At 67.8% G+C, this 17,837-nt stretch carries 17 protein-coding genes; 10 read left to right on the forward strand and 7 right to left on the reverse strand.

Annotated elements, in window-relative coordinates:
* The first annotated feature begins 21 nt into the window (after positions 1 to 21).
* The 6 genes from V9K99_RS01915 (at position 22) to V9K99_RS01940 (ending at position 8,119) form a co-directional block, all read left to right on the forward strand.
* A complete protein-coding gene (locus V9K99_RS01915; protein WP_337002819.1) occupies positions 22 to 885 on the forward strand; it encodes a class I SAM-dependent methyltransferase in 864 nt (287 codons plus the stop codon).
* Positions 886 to 993: 108 nt separating this feature from the next.
* On the forward strand, positions 994 to 1,335 hold the full coding sequence (locus V9K99_RS01920; RefSeq protein ID WP_337002817.1) for a DUF485 domain-containing protein: 342 nt from the start codon (positions 994 to 996) through the stop codon (positions 1,333 to 1,335).
* Positions 1,336 to 1,340: 5 nt separating this feature from the next.
* A complete protein-coding gene (locus V9K99_RS01925; protein WP_442914721.1) occupies positions 1,341 to 2,996 on the forward strand; it encodes a solute symporter family protein in 1,656 nt (551 codons plus the stop codon).
* A 157-nt stretch (positions 2,997 to 3,153) separates the two neighbouring features.
* Positions 3,154 to 3,489: an alpha/beta hydrolase family protein gene (locus V9K99_RS01930; protein WP_337002815.1), complete on the forward strand. Its 336-nt coding sequence runs from the start codon at positions 3,154 to 3,156 to the stop codon at positions 3,487 to 3,489.
* Positions 3,490 to 3,651: 162 nt separating this feature from the next.
* Positions 3,652 to 7,263, forward strand: a complete 3,612-nt coding sequence (locus V9K99_RS01935; protein WP_337002813.1) for a discoidin domain-containing protein — start codon at positions 3,652 to 3,654, stop codon at positions 7,261 to 7,263.
* A 340-nt stretch (positions 7,264 to 7,603) separates the two neighbouring features.
* The gene (locus V9K99_RS01940) at positions 7,604 to 8,119 is read left to right on the forward strand and encodes a hypothetical protein (RefSeq protein WP_337002811.1); all 516 of its coding nucleotides are present in this window, start codon (positions 7,604 to 7,606) and stop codon (positions 8,117 to 8,119) included.
* A gap of 83 nt (positions 8,120 to 8,202) precedes the next feature.
* On the opposite strand, the gene V9K99_RS01945 is transcribed toward V9K99_RS01940, so the two are convergent.
* The gene (locus V9K99_RS01945) at positions 8,203 to 9,216 is read right to left on the reverse strand and encodes an ArsR/SmtB family transcription factor (RefSeq protein ID WP_337002809.1); all 1,014 of its coding nucleotides are present in this window, start codon (positions 9,214 to 9,216) and stop codon (positions 8,203 to 8,205) included.
* Positions 9,217 to 9,313: 97 nt separating this feature from the next.
* Between V9K99_RS01945 and V9K99_RS01950 the strand changes: the two genes are divergently transcribed.
* On the forward strand, positions 9,314 to 10,222 hold the full coding sequence (locus V9K99_RS01950; RefSeq protein ID WP_337002807.1) for an SMP-30/gluconolactonase/LRE family protein: 909 nt from the start codon (positions 9,314 to 9,316) through the stop codon (positions 10,220 to 10,222).
* Between the two features lie 28 nt (positions 10,223 to 10,250).
* On the opposite strand, the gene V9K99_RS01955 is transcribed toward V9K99_RS01950, so the two are convergent.
* Together V9K99_RS01955 and V9K99_RS01960 are read right to left on the reverse strand one after the other, a co-directional pair.
* The gene (locus V9K99_RS01955) at positions 10,251 to 10,667 is read right to left on the reverse strand and encodes a MarR family winged helix-turn-helix transcriptional regulator (RefSeq protein WP_337003260.1); all 417 of its coding nucleotides are present in this window, start codon (positions 10,665 to 10,667) and stop codon (positions 10,251 to 10,253) included.
* A gap of 62 nt (positions 10,668 to 10,729) precedes the next feature.
* Positions 10,730 to 11,179 (reverse strand): hypothetical protein, encoded by a 450-nt coding sequence (locus V9K99_RS01960; RefSeq protein WP_337002805.1) that lies wholly within the window; start codon positions 11,177 to 11,179, stop codon positions 10,730 to 10,732.
* Between the two features lie 135 nt (positions 11,180 to 11,314).
* Here V9K99_RS01960 and glnII point away from each other — a divergent pair, with 135 nt between their 5' ends.
* Positions 11,315 to 12,334, forward strand: coding sequence for a glutamine synthetase (gene glnII, locus V9K99_RS01965; protein WP_337002803.1), 1,020 nt, complete (start codon positions 11,315 to 11,317; stop codon positions 12,332 to 12,334).
* A gap of 83 nt (positions 12,335 to 12,417) precedes the next feature.
* Here the strand turns inward: glnII and acs are convergent, their stop codons facing one another.
* From acs to V9K99_RS01980, 3 genes are all read right to left on the reverse strand, one after another.
* Positions 12,418 to 14,352, reverse strand: a complete 1,935-nt coding sequence (gene acs, locus V9K99_RS01970) for an acetate--CoA ligase (protein ID WP_337003258.1) — start codon at positions 14,350 to 14,352, stop codon at positions 12,418 to 12,420.
* Between the two features lie 415 nt (positions 14,353 to 14,767).
* Positions 14,768 to 15,214 (reverse strand): MarR family winged helix-turn-helix transcriptional regulator, encoded by a 447-nt coding sequence (locus tag V9K99_RS01975; RefSeq protein WP_337002801.1) that lies wholly within the window; start codon positions 15,212 to 15,214, stop codon positions 14,768 to 14,770.
* Between the two features lie 26 nt (positions 15,215 to 15,240).
* A complete protein-coding gene (locus tag V9K99_RS01980) occupies positions 15,241 to 15,594 on the reverse strand; it encodes a winged helix-turn-helix transcriptional regulator (protein WP_337002799.1) in 354 nt (117 codons plus the stop codon).
* 74 nt (positions 15,595 to 15,668) lie between these two features.
* Between V9K99_RS01980 and V9K99_RS01985 the strand changes: the two genes are divergently transcribed.
* Together V9K99_RS01985 and V9K99_RS01990 are read left to right on the forward strand one after the other, a co-directional pair.
* A complete protein-coding gene (locus tag V9K99_RS01985; protein WP_337002797.1) occupies positions 15,669 to 16,259 on the forward strand; it encodes an NAD(P)-dependent oxidoreductase in 591 nt (196 codons plus the stop codon).
* A 44-nt stretch (positions 16,260 to 16,303) separates the two neighbouring features.
* Positions 16,304 to 16,966, forward strand: a complete 663-nt coding sequence (locus V9K99_RS01990) for an SIS domain-containing protein (RefSeq protein ID WP_337002795.1) — start codon at positions 16,304 to 16,306, stop codon at positions 16,964 to 16,966.
* Positions 16,967 to 16,988: 22 nt separating this feature from the next.
* Here the strand turns inward: V9K99_RS01990 and V9K99_RS01995 are convergent, their stop codons facing one another.
* Positions 16,989 to 17,747: a GntR family transcriptional regulator gene (locus V9K99_RS01995; RefSeq protein WP_337002793.1), complete on the reverse strand. Its 759-nt coding sequence runs from the start codon at positions 17,745 to 17,747 to the stop codon at positions 16,989 to 16,991.
* Positions 17,748 to 17,837 lie beyond the last annotated feature (90 nt).

Raw genomic sequence — 17,837 nt, forward strand, 5'->3', positions numbered from 1 at the left:
GCTACGGCATGATTTACGGTGATGACCACCGATGATCCAGGACCGGAGCCGGCGACCGGCCGGGACACGCCGAACGGCGGCCCCGACCACAGCGCGGACCAGAACGTGCACGCGGCGCGCGCGACGTCGTTCGGTGCCGTCGCGGCCGCGTACGACGCCGCCCGGCCGACCTTCCCGGCCGAGGCGCTGACCTGGATCCTGGGACCGGGCCGGATGCAGATCCTGGATCTCGGCGCCGGCACCGGGAAGCTGGCCGCCGTCGCGGCCGAGCTCGGGCACGACGTGGTCGCGGTCGATCCGTCCGAGGAGATGCTCGCCGTCTGCCGTCGCCGGCCCGGGATCGACGCCATGGTCGGCGCGGCCGAGTCCATCCCGCTGGCCCACGCCTCGGTGGACGCTGTGCTGGTCGGGCAGGCGTTCCACTGGTTCGACCACGCCCGCGCACTGCCCGAGATCGCCCGGGTGCTGCGTCCGCACGGCATCCTCGGCCTGCTGTGGAACGACGCCGACCGGGTCGTTCCCTGGGTACGACGGCTGGACCGCGCGATCATGGGTGACGGCTTCGGCGGTGACCAGTTCGATCCGATGCCGATTCTGCTGCAGTCGGACCTGTTCGCGATGGTCGAGACCGCCCGCTTCCGGCATTGGCACGACCTGGACCGTGCGGGCCTGCGGCAACTGGCTCAGTCGCATTCGCGGATCGCCATCCTGACCGAGTCCCGCCGGGAGGCGGTACTGGAGCAGATCGACGCCATCTACGACAACACCGCCCGGCCGCCGGAGCCGCTGCGGATGCCGTATTTCACCGACTGTTACCGGGCCCGGCCCAGTGACCTGGCGAATTACCGCCGTACCCTCGACGCCCCGATCGCGCCGCATCTCTGAATTACGCCCGTCCGACCGTGAAACGTTTTGGTTGCGGTAGGTCACAAATGCGCCACCGGGGGCTAACGTGCACGTGTTTGTGTCTAAGTACGAGGGGAACTCGAACTCATGGACGAGGAAGTGGTACGCGAGCGTGACGCCCGCGCGTATGAGGCCGTGCACGAGGCGGCCGACTTCACCGAACTGAAGCGGCGCTACCGGAATTTCGTCGTGCCGTGGACCATCGCGTTCATGGCCTGGTACCTGGCCTATGTCGCGTGTAACAACTGGGCCCGCGACTTCATGGGCACAAAGGTGATCGGGCACGTCAACATCGCGCTGATCTTCGGCCTGCTGCAGTTCGTGTCGACCTTCGTGATCGCCGCGGTGTACGGCCGGTTCGCGAACCGGAAGCTGGATCCGCTGGCCAGCGGGCTGAACGCCAAGTACAAGAGGGAGCGCCGCCGGTGAATGTCCTGACCATCCCCGCCGTCGTTCCCGGTCTGGTCCCGCTCGCCGACGCCGAGCCGGGCAACCGGGCACTGACCATCTCGCTGTTCAGCGCGGTCGTCGCCGTGACGCTGTACATCACCTGGTGGGCGTCCCGGCAGAACAAGAGCGCGGCCGACTACTACGCCGGCGGCCGATCCTTCAGCGGCGCCCAGAACGGCCTCGCCGTCGCCGGTGACTACATGTCGGCGGCGTCCTTCCTCGGCATCTCCGGCTCCATCGCCCTCTTCGGGTACGACGGCTTCCTCTACTCGATCGGGTTCCTGGTGGCCTGGCTGGTGGCGCTGCTGCTGGTCGCCGAGCTGCTGCGGAACTCGGGCCGGTTCACGATGGCCGACCAGTTGGCGTTCCGGATGAAGCAGAAGCCGGTCCGGACCGCCGCCGCGACCTCCACGATCGTGGTGTCGATCTTCTACCTGCTGGCCCAGATGGTCGGCGCCGGTTCGCTGGTCGGGCTGCTGCTCGGCGTGAAGAGCGAGGGCGTGAAGGCCGGCGTGATCATCCTGGTCGGCGCGCTGATGATCATCTACGTGACGATCGGCGGTATGAAGGGCACCACCTGGGTGCAGATCGTCAAGGCCGTGCTGCTGATGAGCGGCACGGTGCTGATCACCTTCCTGGTACTGCTGAAGTTCGACTTCAACATCTCCAAGCTGCTCGGAGCGGCCGCGTCGAAGTCCGGCAAGGGAGAGGCGTTCCTGGAGCCCGGGCTGCTCTACGGCAAGGACCTGGTCGGCCAGATCGACTTCCTGTCCCTCGGCCTCGCCCTGGTTCTCGGTACGGCGGGTCTGCCGCACATCCTGATCCGCTTCTACACCGTGCCGGACTCGCGGTCCGCGCGCCGGTCGGTGCAGTGGGCGATCGGCCTGATCGGGGCCTTCTACCTGATGACGCTGGCGCTCGGGTTCGGCGCGGCGGCGCTGCTTGACACGGCCAAGGGTTCGGCGGTGGAGGTGTCGAAGGGCAACGTGGCATCGCCGCTGCTGGCGGAGTCCGTGGGCGGTGGCGCCGACTCGCTCGGCGGGTCGATCCTGCTGGCACTGATCGCCGCGGTCGCCTTCGCGACCATCCTCGCGGTGGTGGCCGGGCTGACCCTGACATCCGCCTCGTCGTTCGCGCACGACCTCTACGCGAACGTGATCGCCAAGGGCAAGGTCAGCGAGAAGAGCGAACTGCGGGTGGCCCGGTTCGCCGCGATCGGCATCGGAGCGATCGCGATCGGGCTGGCGATCCCGGCGCAGCGGTTGAACATCGCCTTCCTGGTCGCGCTGGCTTTCGCCGTCGCCGCGTCCGCAAACCTTCCGGCGTTGCTGTTCAACCTGTTCTGGAAGAGGTTCAACACTTCCGGTGCGGCGTGGAGTATTTACGGTGGTCTGGTCTCGGCCGTCGTACTGGTCGTCTTCTCGCCGGTCGTGTCGGGGTCGCCGACCTCGATGATCACCGGGTCGGACTTCTCCTACTTCCCGCTGTCGAACCCGGGCATCGTGTCGATCCCGCTCGGCTTCCTGTTCGGCGTCCTGGGCACCTTCCTCGGTCGCGACCGGACCAGCGAGGCCCGCTACAACGAGCTCTCCGTCCGCGCCCTCACCGGCGCCGGCGCCGAGGGCCCGGCGAAGCACTAGTCGAGGGTTCGCGGCACCCGTCGGGGCCGCGACCCTTGCCGGGCTTAGCGTTTCTGCATGCAGAGTCGGCGGCGGTTCCTCGGGCTGATGCCCGCGGCCGCCGCCGGACTGCTTTCCGGCTGCGGCTCGGACTCGCAGCCATCCGGCGCCACGCGGTTTGACTGTTGGTGCAATCTACGACAGCGACAACTTCGGCGCCTCGACCCACCTGCTCGACGGCACGCCCCAGCGCTACCCCGATCGGTATGCGGCCGCTTCGCCGTACGCGTTGCTCCCGACCGGTGTGCCCGTCGTCTGCCTGCACGGTGACGCGGACCAGGTGATCCCGATCGAGCAGTCCCGCCGGTACGTCGACCGCGCCAAGCAACTCGGTGATCCGGCGACGCTGATCACCCTGCCCGGGATCGACCACCCGAACACGAACCCGGTCCGGGTCGGCGAGGACATCTGGAACACGACCCGAGCCGAAATCCTCAAGCTCCTCGGCCGCTGAGCCATTCACCAACCCGGCGTCATGAACCGTTGACGCTCGCGTTGCCATGCCGTAACAATGAGCCAGCGTCGCGCAAGAAATTGGCAAGAGTTGAGCAAGTTCTGGACTCTCGTGCGACGACTGCTCCCTTGCGCCCTCACCCCCGCCCAATCAGGAGAGGCCATGAGAAATCCGCCCCCGCAGTACCGAGTCCGGCTAGGGCGGCTGCTCGCCGCCTTGCTGGCCGGCAGCCTGGCACTGTCGACCGGCCCGCTGCTCAGCTCGCCACCCGGCAGCACCGCGACGGCCGCCGTACTGGCCGGCCCGAACCTCGCTGCCGGCAAGACCGCGTCGGCCAGCACGGTCACCCAGACCTACGCCGCGCCGAACGTGACGGACGGCAACCAGAGCACCTACTGGGAGAGCGCCAACAACGCGTTCCCGCAGTGGGTGCAGGTGGATCTCGGCTCGTCGGTCGCCACCAACCAGGTCGTGCTCAAGCTGCCGACCGCGAACTGGGGCGCTCGTACCCAGACCCTCGCGGTCCAGGGCAGCACCGACGGGCAGAACTTCACCGACCTCTCCGCTTCCGCCGCGCGCGCATTCGACCCGCCGAACAACACCGTGACGATCGACTACGGCACCGCGACCACGCGGTACGTCCGGATCCGGATCACCGCGAACACCGGTTGGCCGGCCGGGCAGCTGTCCGAGCTCGAGGTCTACGGACCGGCGACCGGTGACACCCAGGCTCCCACCGCCCCGGGCAACCTGGCCTACATCGAACCCGCCGCCGGCCAGATCCGGCTCACCTGGACCGCGTCGACCGACAACATCGGCGTCACCGGGTACGACGTCTATGCCAACGGACAACTGCGGACCAGCCTGGCCGGCAACGTCCTCACCTACACCGACAACCAGCCGGCCAGTGCATCCGTCTCGTACTTCGTCCGCGCGAAAGATGCTGCAGGCAACCAATCCGCGAACAGCAACACGGTGACGCGGGGCGGCAGCTCGGGCCCGGGCAGCAACCTCGCCCTCGGCAAGCCGATCACCGCATCCGGGTTCGTGCACACCTTCGTCGCGACCAACGCCAACGACGACAACGTGACGACGTACTGGGAAGGCAACGCCAACCCGGCCACGCTGACCACGGAGCTCGGCGCGAACGCGGATCTCAGCTCGATCGTGATCCGGCTCAACCCGGACCCGGCCTGGGGTGCGCGGACGCAGACGCTCTCGATCCTCGGCCGGGAGCAGAGCGGTTCCGCGTTCACCACGATCGTCGCGTCGGCGTCGTACCCCTTCGATCCGGCGAGTGGCAACTCGGTGACGATCCCGGTCAGTGCGCGGGTGGCCGACGTACGGCTGAACTTCACCGCCAACACCGGCGCCCCGGCCGGACAGGTCGCCGAGCTCCAGGTGATGGGCGTGCCCGCGCCGAACCCGGATCTGACAGTGTCAGGAGTGTCCTGGACGCCCACATCCCCTGTTGAGACGGACGCGATCACGGTCCGGGCGACGGTCGGCAACTCCGGTACGGCCGGATCCGCGGCGACCGACGTGAACTTCTACCTCGGCTCGACCAAGGTCGGTACGGCGGCCGTCGGGGCGCTCGCGGCCGGGGCGTCGGCCACGGTCAGTGCGTCGGTCGGCGCGCGGGACGCAGGAAGCTACGCGTTGAGCGCAAAGGTCGACGAGTCGAATGCCGTGATCGAGCAGAACGACGCAAACAACACCGGGGTTGCGGGCGGTCCCCTGGTCGTGACGCCGGTTGCGAGTTCGGATCTGGTCGCGGCAGCGGTCAACTGGACGCCCAGCAACCCGTCCGCCGGGAACAGCGTCGCCTTCTCGGTCGCGTTGAAGAACCAAGGCAGTGTCGCGTCGGCTTCCGGTGCACACGGGATCACGCTGACGATCCTGAACGGCAGCTCGGTCGTTGCCACGCTGACCGGCTCGTACAGCGGTGCGATCGCCGCAGGTGCGACCACGCCTTCGGTTGCCCTCGGCAACTGGACGGCGGCCAACGGGCGGTACACCGTGCGCGTCGTACTCGCTGATGACGCTAACGAGCTGCCGGTGAAGCGGACGAACAACACGAGTGAGCGACCGTTCTTCGTGGGTCGTGGCGCGAACATGCCGTACGACCACCTGGAGGCCGAGGACGCGTCTGTCGGTGGAGGTGCGGTGGTGGTCGGGCCGAACCGGACCATCGGCGACCTGGCCGGCGAGGCCTCCGGGCGGCGCGCGGTGACACTGAACTCGAACGGCTCGTTCGTCGAGTTCACCACCCGGGCCCGGACCAACACGCTCGTCACCCGGTTCTCCATCCCGGACTCGGCCGGCGGTGGCGGGATCAACTCGAGCATCAACGTGTACGTGAACGGCACCTTCCACAAGGCGCTGCCGCTGACTTCTCGCTATGCCTGGTTGTACGGCGCGGACGCGAGTCCGAACAACTCGCCCGGCTCCGGGCCGGCCCGGCACATCTACGACGAGGCGAACATCATGCTCGACTCGACGTTCCCGGCCGGCACGAAGATCAAGCTACAGAAGGATCCGGCGAACAGTACGACGTACGCGATCGACTTCATCGACACCGAAGAGGTCGCGCCGATCGCCAACCCTGGCACGGGATTCGTGACACCCACGGGCTTCACGCATCAGGATGTGCAGAACGCATTGGACCAGGTGCGGCAGAACAGTGCGCTGCAGGGTGTCTATCTGCCGCCGGGTGACTACGAGACCTCTTCGAAGTTCCAGGTGTACGGCAAGGCGGTTCGCGTGGTCGGCGCCGGGCCTTGGTTCACCCGGTTCCGGGCACCGGCGACACAAGACAACACCGACGTCGGGTTCCGCACCGAGGCGTCGTCGAACGGATCGTCGTTCACCGGGTTCGCTTACTTCGGGAACTACACGTCCCGGATCGACGGTCCGGGCAAGGTGTTCGACTTCGCCAACACCGCCAACATGACCATCGACGGCATCTGGGTCGAGCACATGGTCTGCCTGTACTGGGGTGCGAACACCGACACCTCGGTGATCAAGAACTCGCGCATCCGGAACATGTTTGCCGACGGCATCAACATGACGAACGGGTCGGCCGGCAACCTGGTCAGCAACAACGACGCCCGGGCCACCGGCGACGACAGCTTCGCCCTCTTCAACGCCACCGACTCCGGCGGCGGCGAGGTCCGCGACAACGTCTTCGAGAACCTGACCGCGACACTGACGTGGCGGGCAGCCGGATTCGCGGTGTACGGCGGCACGAACAACGTGTTCCGGAACCTGTACGCCGCCGACATGCTCACCTATCCCGGTGTCACGATCTCGTCACTCGATTTCGGTATCCCGATGAACGGTTTCGGCGCGACCCCGCCGACCCGTTTCGAGAATGTCAGCCTGGTGCGTTCGGGTGGGCATTTCTGGGGTAACCAGACATTCCCCGCCCTGTGGATCTATTCCGCCACGAAGGTCTTCCAGGGAATTCGCGTGAGTGATCTGGACATCGTCGATCCGACGTACTCGGGAATCATGTTCCAGACCGATTATGTGGGCGGCCAACCACTCTTCCCGGTGGCCGACACCATCTTCACCAACACCACCATCAGTGGAGCCCGCAAGTCCGGCGACGCCTTCGACGCCAAGTCCGGCTACGGCATCTGGGCCAACGAACTCCCCGAACCCGGCGAAGGCCCCGCAAGAGGCACCGCCACCTTCAACAACCTAACCCTCACCAACAACGCAGTCGACATCCAAAACACCACCACAACCTTCACCCTCACCCGCAACTAACCCGGCCCAGGGGCCGCCCGAGCATCCTCAGGGCGGCCCCTGGCCAAGATCGCAACTCGGGCTCGTCCACCGTCCGGTGAGCTACCCAAGCCACTTCCGGAAACTATTCTGCGCCCGGCAGTTCGCGGACCGGGCTCGTCCACCGTCCGGAGGGCTGCCCGACCAACTTCCAAGGGATTCTTCTATCCCGAGGCAGACACAAAGTTAGCGGCTTCTTCGGCGCATTGTCTGCGTCTTTCGCGATCTGCCCCAAGCTGCCCCGAGATGCCCCGGTGTTCCAGCATCTGCCCCGTCCTCCCGCGTGCGAAGGTCTAACCTTCGCACTCAACAGGGCGGGGAAATGCCGATCCACGTGTTCGTCGATGAAAACAAGGTGCGAGGCCTTCTCATGGCCGCAGCCTGTTGCCCATCCGGTGACGTCGCAGTCGCCCGCAAAACACTTCGAGGCTTGCTGCTGGCCGGGCAGGAACGGCTTCACTTCAACCATGAGAAGCCGGCACGCCGCAAGAAGATCATCGAGGTCATCGCCGGACTCCATCTGATGGTGGATCTGTACAAGGCAGATGCGGACACGCACGCTGATCGTCGGAGATGCCTCGAGGCGATCGTCCGGGACAATGCGACGTCTGCCGAGCGGCTGGTGGTCGAGATGGAGGAGTCGACCTGTGAGCACGGCCGCCGTTGGCTGCGTGAAGCCGCGCGTCGCTTCGGCTGTCACGAGACGCTGCGCTGGGATGTCCTCGTCGCGAAATCGGATCCGTTGCTCTGGGTGCCGGATGCTGTCGCTTGGAGCTGGATGCGGGGCGGCGCCTGGAAGCGTGCAGTCGCGCCGTTCTGCCAGCTGAAAGAGCTGTGAAAGCGCGAGACCCGGCTCGTCCACCGTCCGGTAGGCTGCCGGGTCCACTTCCGAGGGACTCGTGTCCCCCGGCAAGAAGAACTTTACCGGTTGTCGGCGCCTCTCACAGCTGTTTTGGGGATCTGCCCCGTGATGCCCCGGGTTGCCCCGGTTAGGAGGTGGTGGGCGGTGGGGGTTAGGGAGTGGAGGGCGGTGCCCTGGGTGCGGTGGGTGGTGATCAGGCCGGCGTTGCGGAGGATGCGGGTGTGGTCTGAGGTGGAGGGGAGGGAGATGCCGGTGCGGCGGGAGAGTTGGGTGGTGGTGGCTGAGTGGGTGAGGGCTCGGAGGACGGTGGCTCGGGTGCGGCCGAGGAGGTCGGCCAAGGGGTCGACCTCGGCCAGGTCGTCGGTGGGGAGATCAGCGCACGGGTAGACCAGGACGGGGCGGCGGTCGGGAGCGTCGAGGGCCAGGCATTCCGCGGTGAGGGAGGACGGGTAGAGCTGGAGGCCGCGGCCGTTCAGGTGGACGTCGAGGGTGGGGCCGGCGGTGAGGCCGTAGGTGGTCAGAACCGGGGTGGACCACTCGATGTCGGGGTGGAGTGAACTCAGCAACGCATCGACGCCGCCATGCAGTACGGCGCGTGACCTGAGTGCGAGGTCGGCGCCGTACCGTCGCTGTAGTTCCGTCGACGACGGCGCGAGTACCTCGACATGGAAGTCGCGTACGGCGTTGCCCAGCGCTCGGCGTGATCCGGCGCGGCCGGCGAGCAGGCCCTGCATGAACTTGTCGATCTCCGGTGGGAGCCACGGGCCGAGTTCGGCGCGGACCACCTCCGACGGGGTGTTCATCAGCACCTCGACGGCCGGTTCCAGACCGGGCGCCGGCACCGGCGGGGTGAGGAAGTCGGGGAACTGACCGGCCGGGGCGATCAGTTTGAAGAGCGGCCGCATCGACGGTCGGACGCGACGACCGGCCTCACGCCTCCACCGACGCGCGACCGGCGGGATCGCGCGGTCACCCAACGCCCGCGCCGCGAGCGCCGCCTCCCACAGCGGCTGTGGCTCGTCGGGGAACGCCACCCGGCCGAGGTCCGCCGCGGTGAAGTGGATCCGGATCATCTCCCGATTGTGCCCGCGCGGAGGTCATCCCGCCGACTACTTCGGTTCTGACCGAATCCGGTCGCGACGGATCGGGCCCGCGCCGCAATCTGGCGCGATGAAACGCCTGGCAGTCCTCTCACTCCTGACCCTGATCGCGACGATCCAGCCCGCCGCGGCTCACGTCGTACCTCAAAGGCCGACCGAGTACATCGTCTCCACGACCCCCGGTGACACTCCCGAAGGCATCGAAGTCACGCGTGACGGCACGATGTACGTGACCAGCGTCGGGACCGGCGCGGTCTACCGCGGCAGCACCCGTGATCCACGCCTGAAGCCGTTCCTCCCCGCCGGCAGCGACGGCCGGACGTCCGCGACCGGCATCCACGTCGACCGCTGGGGCCGCGTCCTCGTCGCCGGCGCGAGTACGTCCAAGCTCTTCCTGTACGACGCTCGCGGCAAACTCCTCGCCACCCGGCAGGCGGCGCCCGGCTCGTTCCTCAACGACTTCACCTTCGCCGGCGACGCTGTCTACGTCACAGACTCGGCGCACAACCAGATCTGGCGCGCCCCACTGACCGAGCACGGCCTGGGCGAGCTCGAACCCTGGCTCACCCGCGACAAGATCCAGCCGACGCCGTACTTCCTCAACGGCATCGTCACCGACGGCAGGACCCTCCTGGTCGGCGAACAGGGTCAGGACGTGACCTACCGGATCGATCTGAGGAGCAAGCAGGTCAGCACTGTCGAGGTGACCAACGGGATCCTGTCGGGCGACGGATACCTGCTTGAGGGGTGTCGCCTGTACGCCGTCTACAACGCGGGCGGCGGCAAGTACGTGACCAGGCTGGCCGTGCTCAACCGGGATTGGACGCAAGCGACGATCATCGCCGACTCGGTGCCGAGTACCGCGACGCCGACCACCATTGCTCGCGATCGCGATCGGCTGCTGTGGGTCAACAGCCAACTGGATGCCGCGCCGGGCACCCCGCCGTACACGGTCTCCGTCGTCCCCGGCCTGAGATAGATGGACACGGAGGAACGTAACCGTTGAATCAGAGGTCGTCGGCGATCTGGGCGAGGACGGTGCCGGCGCGCAGCACCAGGTCGCGGTCGGCCTCGTCGAGGCGGCGGAGGAGCTTGGCGAGTTCCTCCGCGGCCTGCCGGCCGGAGGCCTCCACCATCTCCGCGCCCGCCTTGGTGAGTACGACGGCAGTCGCGCGACCGTCGACCGGGTCCTGCTCGCGACGAACCAGGCCCGCCTCCTCGAGTCCGGCGACGGTGGTGGTCGCGGTGGGCTGCGAACACGGGACGCGGGTCGCGATCTCGCCGATCCGCAGCGGTTGCTCGTCGGCGATCAGCATCAGCGCGAGGAACTGGGTCGGGTGCAGAACCGTCGTCGTACGACTCCGGCGCAGGTGCCTGACAATCCGGTGCATGCTCACCAGGAGCTGCAGCGTGTCTTGTGCCATCACGATCACCTCCTCCGGGGCGGATGCGCCATCCTGGCACACGTCCGGACCGATCTCCACGGTCACAGACGTACGGCGGCCACCCCGAGCGCGAACGCCGTACCGGTCAGACCGAGCATCGTGCCGGCCAGTACGACGAGTTGCCGCCGCAGCACGACCTGTTCGGCCTCGGTCGCGAAGACCCGACGCGGCCAGTGGCGCCAGGAGACGTACCAGAAGATCCCGCTCGCACCGAGCAGCAGAGCACCCTTCACCGCATGAACCCACCAGTGCTCCCACTCGAGCACCAGCAGCACCACCCCGGTCACTGCGATCGCCGTGATCAGCCCGACCACCTTCCACCGATTGCCCGAGGCAATCACCGTGGTGAGCGCCTCCCGGCCGTCCTGATCGGGACCGAAGTACTTCTTCAGCTTGGGCTGGACGACGAACAGCGAGTAGGCCATTCCGCCGACCCACGCCGCCGCGAGACCCGCATGAGCTATCGCCAGCAGCACATCGATCGTCGTCACGCGACGCAACCCTAGTCACACTGCGGTTAACACGCTCGTCACATACGAGCAACAGGACCGAAATTGCTGCTTGACACTGTCGGTCTCGGCTGTTCAGGACCACCTGAGGGGACGGCCACGACGAAGGGACAGACGGTGACCTACAAGGCCGAGTACATCTGGATCGACGGTACCGAGCCGAGCGCACGGCTTCGCTCGAAGACGAAGATCCTCGCCGACGGCGCCGAACTGCCGGACTGGGGTTTTGACGGTTCGAGTACCAACCAGGCGCCCGGTGACAACTCGGACTGCGTGCTCAAGCCGGTCTTCTCGTGTCCCGATCCGATCCGCGGCGGCGACCACAAGCTGGTGCTGTGCGAGGTCTACCTCGTCGACGGCACCCCGCACCCGACCAACAACCGGGCCAAGCTGCTCCCGATCGCCGAGCGGTTCGCCGACCAGGACTCCTGGTTCGGTATCGAGCAGGAGTACACCTTCTTCCAGGAGGGCCGCCCGCTCGGCTTCCCCGCCGTCGGCTTCCCCGCCCCGCAGGGCCCGTACTACTGCGGCGTCGGCGCCGACGAGGTCTTCGGCCGCGAGATCGTCGAGAAGCACCTGGACGCCTGCATCGACGCGGGCCTGCAGATCTCCGGCATCAACGCCGAGGTCATGCCCGGTCAGTGGGAGTTCCAGATCGGCCCGGCCGGCCCGGTCGAGGTCGCCGACCACCTGTGGGTCGCCCGCTGGCTGCTCTACCGGATCGCCGAGGAGTACGACGTCGCCGCGACCCTGGACGCCAAGCCGGCCAAGGGCGACTGGAACGGCGCCGGCGCGCACACCAACTTCTCCACCAGGGCCATGCGCGAGGGCTACGACGCGATCATCACTGCCTGCGAGTCCCTCGGCGCTCCCGGCAAGGTCGAGGAGCACATCGCCGGCTACGGCGACGGCATCGAAGATCGCCTCACCGGCCAGCATGAGACCGCCCCGCACGATGTCTACAGCTACGGCGTCTCCAACCGCGGTGCCTCGGTCCGCATCCCCTGGCAGGTGGAGGTCGATAAGAAGGGCTACATCGAGGACCGCCGGCCCAACGCCAACATCGACCCCTACAACGTCACCCGCCTCCTCGTGAACACCTGCTGCACCGCCCTCGAAAAGGCCGACCAGGTCTGATCCCCGATCCACGCGAAGGCCCCGGGAAGGGGTTCAGAGATTTCTTCCCGGGGCCTTCACGTGCGTGCAGGTGCTACTGCGGATCAGTCCTCGTCGGCCTTGCCGGATTCCAGGTTGGTTTTGATGAGGTCCATTACGGTGGAGTCGGCGAGGGTGGTGACGTCGCCGACTTCGCGGTTCTCGGCGACGTCGCGGAGCAGGCGGCGCATGATCTTGCCGGAGCGGGTCTTCGGGAGTTCGGCCACGACCATGATCTGGCGTGGCTTGGCGATCGGGCCGATCTCCTTGGCGACGTGGTTGCGGAGTTCCTGGACCACGTCGGGACCACCGTCGCCGGCCTCGGACCGCAGGATCACGAACGCGGCGATCGCCTGACCGGTGGTCGGGTCGGAGGCGCCGACGACCGCGGCCTCGGCGACCTTCGGGTGCGAGACGAGCGCGGACTCGATCTCGGTGGTGGACAGCCGGTGGCCGGACACGTTCATCACGTCGTCGACCCGGCCGAGCAGCCACAGGTCGCCGTCCTCGTCCTTCTTGGCCCCGTCACCGGCGAAGTACACGCCCGGCCAGCGGGACCAGTAGGTGTCGACGAACCGCTGGTCGTCGCCCCACAGCGTGCGCAGCATCGCCGGCCACGGCTTGGTGATGACGAGGTACCCGCCGGAACCGTCCGGCACCGAGTTGCCCGCGTCGTCGACGACGTCCACGCTGACGCCCGGGATCGCCTTCATCGCAGCGCCCGGCTTGCCCGCGGTCACGCCCGGCAGCGGCGAGATCATGTGCATCCCGGTCTCGGTCTGCCACCAGGTGTCGACCACCGGCGCCTGGTTGCCGCCGATGTTCTCGCGGTACCAGATGTAGGCCTCCGGGTTGATCGGCTCACCGACCGACCCGATCACCCGCAGCGAGGACAGGTCGAACTTCGCCGGGATGTCCGAGCCCCACTTCATGAACGTGCGGATCGCGGTCGGAGCGCAGTACAGGATGGAGACCTTGTACTTCTGCACGATCTCCCACCAGCGGCCCTGGTGCGGCGTGTCCGGGGTGCCTTCGTACAGCACGGACGTGGTCGCGTTCGCCAGGGCGCCGTACACGATGTAGCTGTGGCCGGTGACCCAGCCGATGTCGGCGGCCGTCCAGTAGACGTCGGTGTCGGCCTTGAGGTCGAACACGCCCCACTGGGTGTACGCCGTACCGACGAGGTAGCCGCCGGTCGTGTGCAGGATGCCCTTCGGCTTGCCTGTCGTACCGGACGTGTACATCACGTACAGCGGGTGCTCGGCGTCGAACGCTTCCGGGGTGTGCTCAGTCGACTGCTTGCCGACGAAGTCGTCCCACCACAGGTCGCGGCCCTCGACGATGTTGATGCCCTGGCCGGTACGGCGTACCACCAGGACGTTCCGTACGTCGGGGCATTCCTCGAGCGCGGTGTCGACGGCCGGCTTGAGCGCGGCGGCAGCACCACGGCGGTAGCCGCCGTCGGACGTGATCACCACGCGGGCGTCGCAGTCCTGGATCCGGCCCTTCAGCGCGTCTGCGGAGAAGCCGCCGAACACCACGGTGTGCGGGGCGCCGATCCGGGCGCAGGCCAGCATCGCGACCACGGTCTCCGGGATCATCGGCATGTAGATCGCGATCCGGTCGCCGGCTTGGACGCCGAGCTCGAGCAGCGCGTTGGCTGCCTTGCTCACCTCGTCCTTGAGCTGGGCGTAGGTGATCTCGCGGGTGTCGCCGGGCTCGCCCTCGAAGTAGTACGCGACCTTGTCGCCGAGACCGTTCTCGACGTGCCGGTCGACGCAGTTGTAGGCCGCGTTCAGCTTGCCGTCGGCGTACCACTTGGCGAACGGCGGATTGCTCCAGTCCAGCGTCTGGGTCGGCTCGACCGCCCAGGTCACCCGCTTAGCCTGCTCGGCCCAGAACCCCTCGAAGTCGGCTGCGGCGGCCTCGTAGGCGTCGGCCTTGAGGTTGGCGTTCGCGGCCAGGTCGGCGGGCGGCTCGAACCGGCGCTCCTCGTGCATGAGGTTCGACAATGCTTCCGAATTGGTGGCTTCGGACTGGGGTGACTCTGCGTTCGTCACGTCGCGGACTCCTCCTCGCTAGCTTCGGCGCGCTGGAGCGCCCGGTCCCCTTTCTACCAATGCCGCCCCGGCCACGGAACCGCCGTATCGCCCAGCAGCACCCGATCTGCGCCCAACAGATCGGTTTTTCAGCCGAACGGCACCATTTCACGGTACGACGTCCCCGGTACCACCCTCCGGTACGACGGAACCGTTCGGGCGGATCGTGCATCGGTAAGGGTGTGAACGCGATGCAGACGGATCAGCAACCGGTGGAGACGGCAGAAGGTTTCAGGCGGAAGATCTCCCGGGCGGCCCGGCGGCGCGTCCACGCCCGCGAGTACCGCGTCCGTCGTACTCAGAAGGCCGCGCGGGCTCAATTGCCCGTCTGGTGATGGGCCAGCAGCCGGCCGAGAAGGGTGGTCAGGCGGGCTCGATCGGTGGGCGTGAGGGGGGCGAAGATCTCGTCCTGGGCCTGCGCCACCAGGGCCGCCAGGCGCTTGTGGTGCCGTCGGCCTGACGCGGTCAGGGTGATGATGTTGCGGCGGCCGTCCGCCGGGTCCGGAGTGCGCTCGACGTACCCGTCGGCGGCGAGCTCGTTGAGGGCGGCAACCACATCGCTGCGGTCGATGCCGCTGTGCCGGCCGAGGGTCGCCTGACTGGCCGGGCCGAACTCGACCAGGGTCGCGAGCAGCCGGAAGTGGTACGCCCGGGCGCCCGCGGAGGCGAACGCCTCGCCGATGATCCGCCCCGCGTGGGCCGCGCTCTGGGTGAGCAACCAACTGGGCGTCTGCAACAACACACTTGGCGTCTGCTCGTCCACAACCGGCAGTCTACCGTTGGCCGCACCTACGATTCGCGGGCATCCAGGAGCTCGTCCCAGTGATCGCTGGCCCAGTCGCACATCACCCGCATCGGTTCGAGCAGGCTGCGGCCGAGGTCGGTCAGCTCGTACGTCACGCGTCGTACCGGCTCGTCGTACTGCTTCCGAAGGATGAACCCGTCCCGCTCCAGGGTGCGCAGCGACTGGGTGAGGACCTTGGGAGTGACGCGGGCCAGCGGCACTCGCAGCTCCGAGTACCGGCGCGGACCGTCCTCCAGGCAGACGAGCACCAGCGCTGCCCACTTGTCCCCGCCGATCCGGAACGGCAGCAACGTCGACGGGCAGATCTCGTCGAACATGTCCGCCCGCAACGTCTCCACGCTTTTCACGGTATCCGATCGGTAACCAGGTCGCCTTCTACGGTCACGGCATCAGCGAAACCGAGGAGGTTGTGATGGGCAAGATTCTGGTCATCGGCGCACGCGGACGAGCCGGCCGTGCCGCCGTCGACGAGGCACGCAGCCGCGGCCACGAGGTGACACCGGTCGCCCGTACGACGGAAGGCGCGCCGGCCGGCGCGGTCCCGGGAGACGTGACCGACGTGGCCCGGACCGCCGAACTGGTCACCGGGCACGACGCGGTGATCGCGACCGTGTACGACGGCGGATCCGAGTTCTTCCCGAACGCCGCCCGGGCCTTGGTCGACGCCTTGGGCGAAACCCGCCTGATCTGGGTGAGCCTGGCGTCCCTCATTCCGGCCGCGGACGGCACGCTCGTGATGGACACCCCCGGCTTTCCCGAGCAATACCGCTCCTTCTCCCTGGCCCACCGAGCCGCCCTCGACACCTTCGCCGCCTCGACCCTCGACTGGGTCGCCTTCGCCCCCGCCGGCGACTTCAACCACGCCGACCCCACCCGCACCGGCACCTACCGCCTCGGTCCCGGCGATCTGACCGCCCTGACGTCGTACGCCGATTTCGCCATCGCGCTGGTTGACGAGTACGAGCGCGCGGCTCACCAGCGCGAGGTCCTCGGAGTGGTCTAGCCGGGTTGCTGGGAGCGTGTGGCGGGTGCCGGTAGGTTCGGGGCATGGCTGGGGCTGAGGAGTTCATGCGGCGGGCGTTGGAGGTTGCGGCGCGGGCCGCGGAGACACAAGGCGACGCGATCGCGCGGGCCGCCGAGTTAGTGGTGGACGCCAAGGTGTTCTGGGTGTTCGGGACCGGGCACAGCCATGTAATCGCCGAGGAGATGTACGGACGGGCCGGCGGGTTGGCGGATGTGCGGGCGGTGCTCGAACCCGGGTTGATGCTGCACGAGGGGTTGGAGAAGAGCTCGTTGCTGGAGCGGTTGACCGGGTTGGCCGACGTACTGCTGCAGACCAATGACATCGGCCCGGGCGACGTCGTACTGATCGTGTCGAACTCGGGGCGGAACGCCGTACCGGTGGAATTCGCGATCGGAGCCCGGGCGAAGGGGGCGAAGGTGATCGCGCTGACTTCGCTGGCACACAGTACGGCGGTGAGCTCGCGAGCGCCCGGTGGTCAGCGGCTCTTCGAGGTGGCGGACGTGGTCATCGACAACTGCGGCGAACCGGGCGACGCGATGATCGCCGTCGAAGGCAGCCCGGAACGAACCGGCGCCACGTCAACGATGGTCGGTGCGATGCTGGTCCAGGCCCTCACCGTGGAAATCGTCACTCGCATGGCCGCGCGCGGTCTGACTCCCAACGTCCTACGAAGCCTGAACGTGTAGGAACGGGTCGATCCCACGCGTGCTACGTGGCTCGGTAGGCGACGGTGATGTCGTAGCGGTCTGAGCGGTAGACCGAGCGGCCGAACTCGATCACCTCGCCGGAGGCGGTTCGGGGGGCTGAGGTGATGATCAGGCACGGGGTGGCCGAGTCGATCTCGAGGAGTTCGGCGTCGACCGGGTCCGGTGGCGCGGCGACGATCGAGGCGGAGACCATGCCGAGGGTGACGCCCCAGCGCGACGACAGTTCGCCGTACAGGGAGTTCTCGGCGAAGTCGACGTCCTCGAGTCCGGGGTACCGGTGCAGGGACAGCGCGGTGCGCTCGACTGCCATCGGCTCGCCGTCGGCGGTGCGGAGCCGGATCAGGTGCAGGACCGGGGTGCCGACCGGCTCTTCGAGTTCGCGGGCCAGGTCCTCGTCGGCGGTGCCGATGCGGTGCTCGAGCACCTTGGCGCCGGGTTTGATGCCGCGGTTGATCATGTCCTGGCTGAACGACGAGGCGAGCATCCGGGACGGGCGCGGTTCGGCCACGAAGGTGCCGCCGCCGGGGCGCCGGGCGGCCAGGCCCTCGGCCACCACGCGGTCCACCTCCTGCCGCACCGTCATCCGGGCCACGCCGAAGCGCTCGGCGAGGACACGCTCGGACGGCAGCACGGTGCCGACGGCCAGCGAACGGGTGAGCTTCTCCAGAATCTCGCGGATCTGGTCACCCTTCGGCCGATCGGTCCGAAGCTCCGTGGGGAGTTCGGCGAGGTCGCCGGGGTTGTTCCTTGGGCGGGCCATGAGGTCAGTATCCCTGGGAATGTGCCCGGCAAACCGGTTGCCGGGGGACGCGAGCCGGGGCGTGCTCCTGATCGTTCGGTTGTGCCGGCT

Source organism: Kribbella sp. CCNWLW201 (assembly GCF_037203805.1).
In the GTDB taxonomy this organism is placed as follows: Bacteria; Actinomycetota; Actinomycetes; order Propionibacteriales; family Kribbellaceae; genus Kribbella.

Bases quoted from the DNA above. Each gene is read 5' to 3' on its own strand.
- V9K99_RS01990 (WP_337002795.1), top strand. From the start codon at position 16,304: ATGGCTGGGGCTGAGGAGTTCATGCGGCGGGCGTTGGAGGTTGCGGCG.
- V9K99_RS01915 (WP_337002819.1), top strand. From the start codon at position 22: ATGACCACCGATGATCCAGGACCGGAGCCGGCGACCGGCCGGGACACG.
- V9K99_RS01940 (WP_337002811.1), top strand. From the start codon at position 7,604: ATGCCGATCCACGTGTTCGTCGATGAAAACAAGGTGCGAGGCCTTCTC.
- V9K99_RS01935 (WP_337002813.1), top strand. From the start codon at position 3,652: ATGAGAAATCCGCCCCCGCAGTACCGAGTCCGGCTAGGGCGGCTGCTC.
- V9K99_RS01995 (WP_337002793.1), bottom strand. From the start codon at position 17,747: ATGGCCCGCCCAAGGAACAACCCCGGCGACCTCGCCGAACTCCCCACG.
- V9K99_RS01950 (WP_337002807.1), top strand. From the start codon at position 9,314: ATGAAACGCCTGGCAGTCCTCTCACTCCTGACCCTGATCGCGACGATC.
- acs (WP_337003258.1), bottom strand. From the start codon at position 14,352: ATGCACGAGGAGCGCCGGTTCGAGCCGCCCGCCGACCTGGCCGCGAAC.
- V9K99_RS01920 (WP_337002817.1), top strand. From the start codon at position 994: ATGGACGAGGAAGTGGTACGCGAGCGTGACGCCCGCGCGTATGAGGCC.
- V9K99_RS01985 (WP_337002797.1), top strand. From the start codon at position 15,669: ATGGGCAAGATTCTGGTCATCGGCGCACGCGGACGAGCCGGCCGTGCC.
- V9K99_RS01945 (WP_337002809.1), bottom strand. From the start codon at position 9,216: ATGATCCGGATCCACTTCACCGCGGCGGACCTCGGCCGGGTGGCGTTC.
- V9K99_RS01955 (WP_337003260.1), bottom strand. From the start codon at position 10,667: ATGGCACAAGACACGCTGCAGCTCCTGGTGAGCATGCACCGGATTGTC.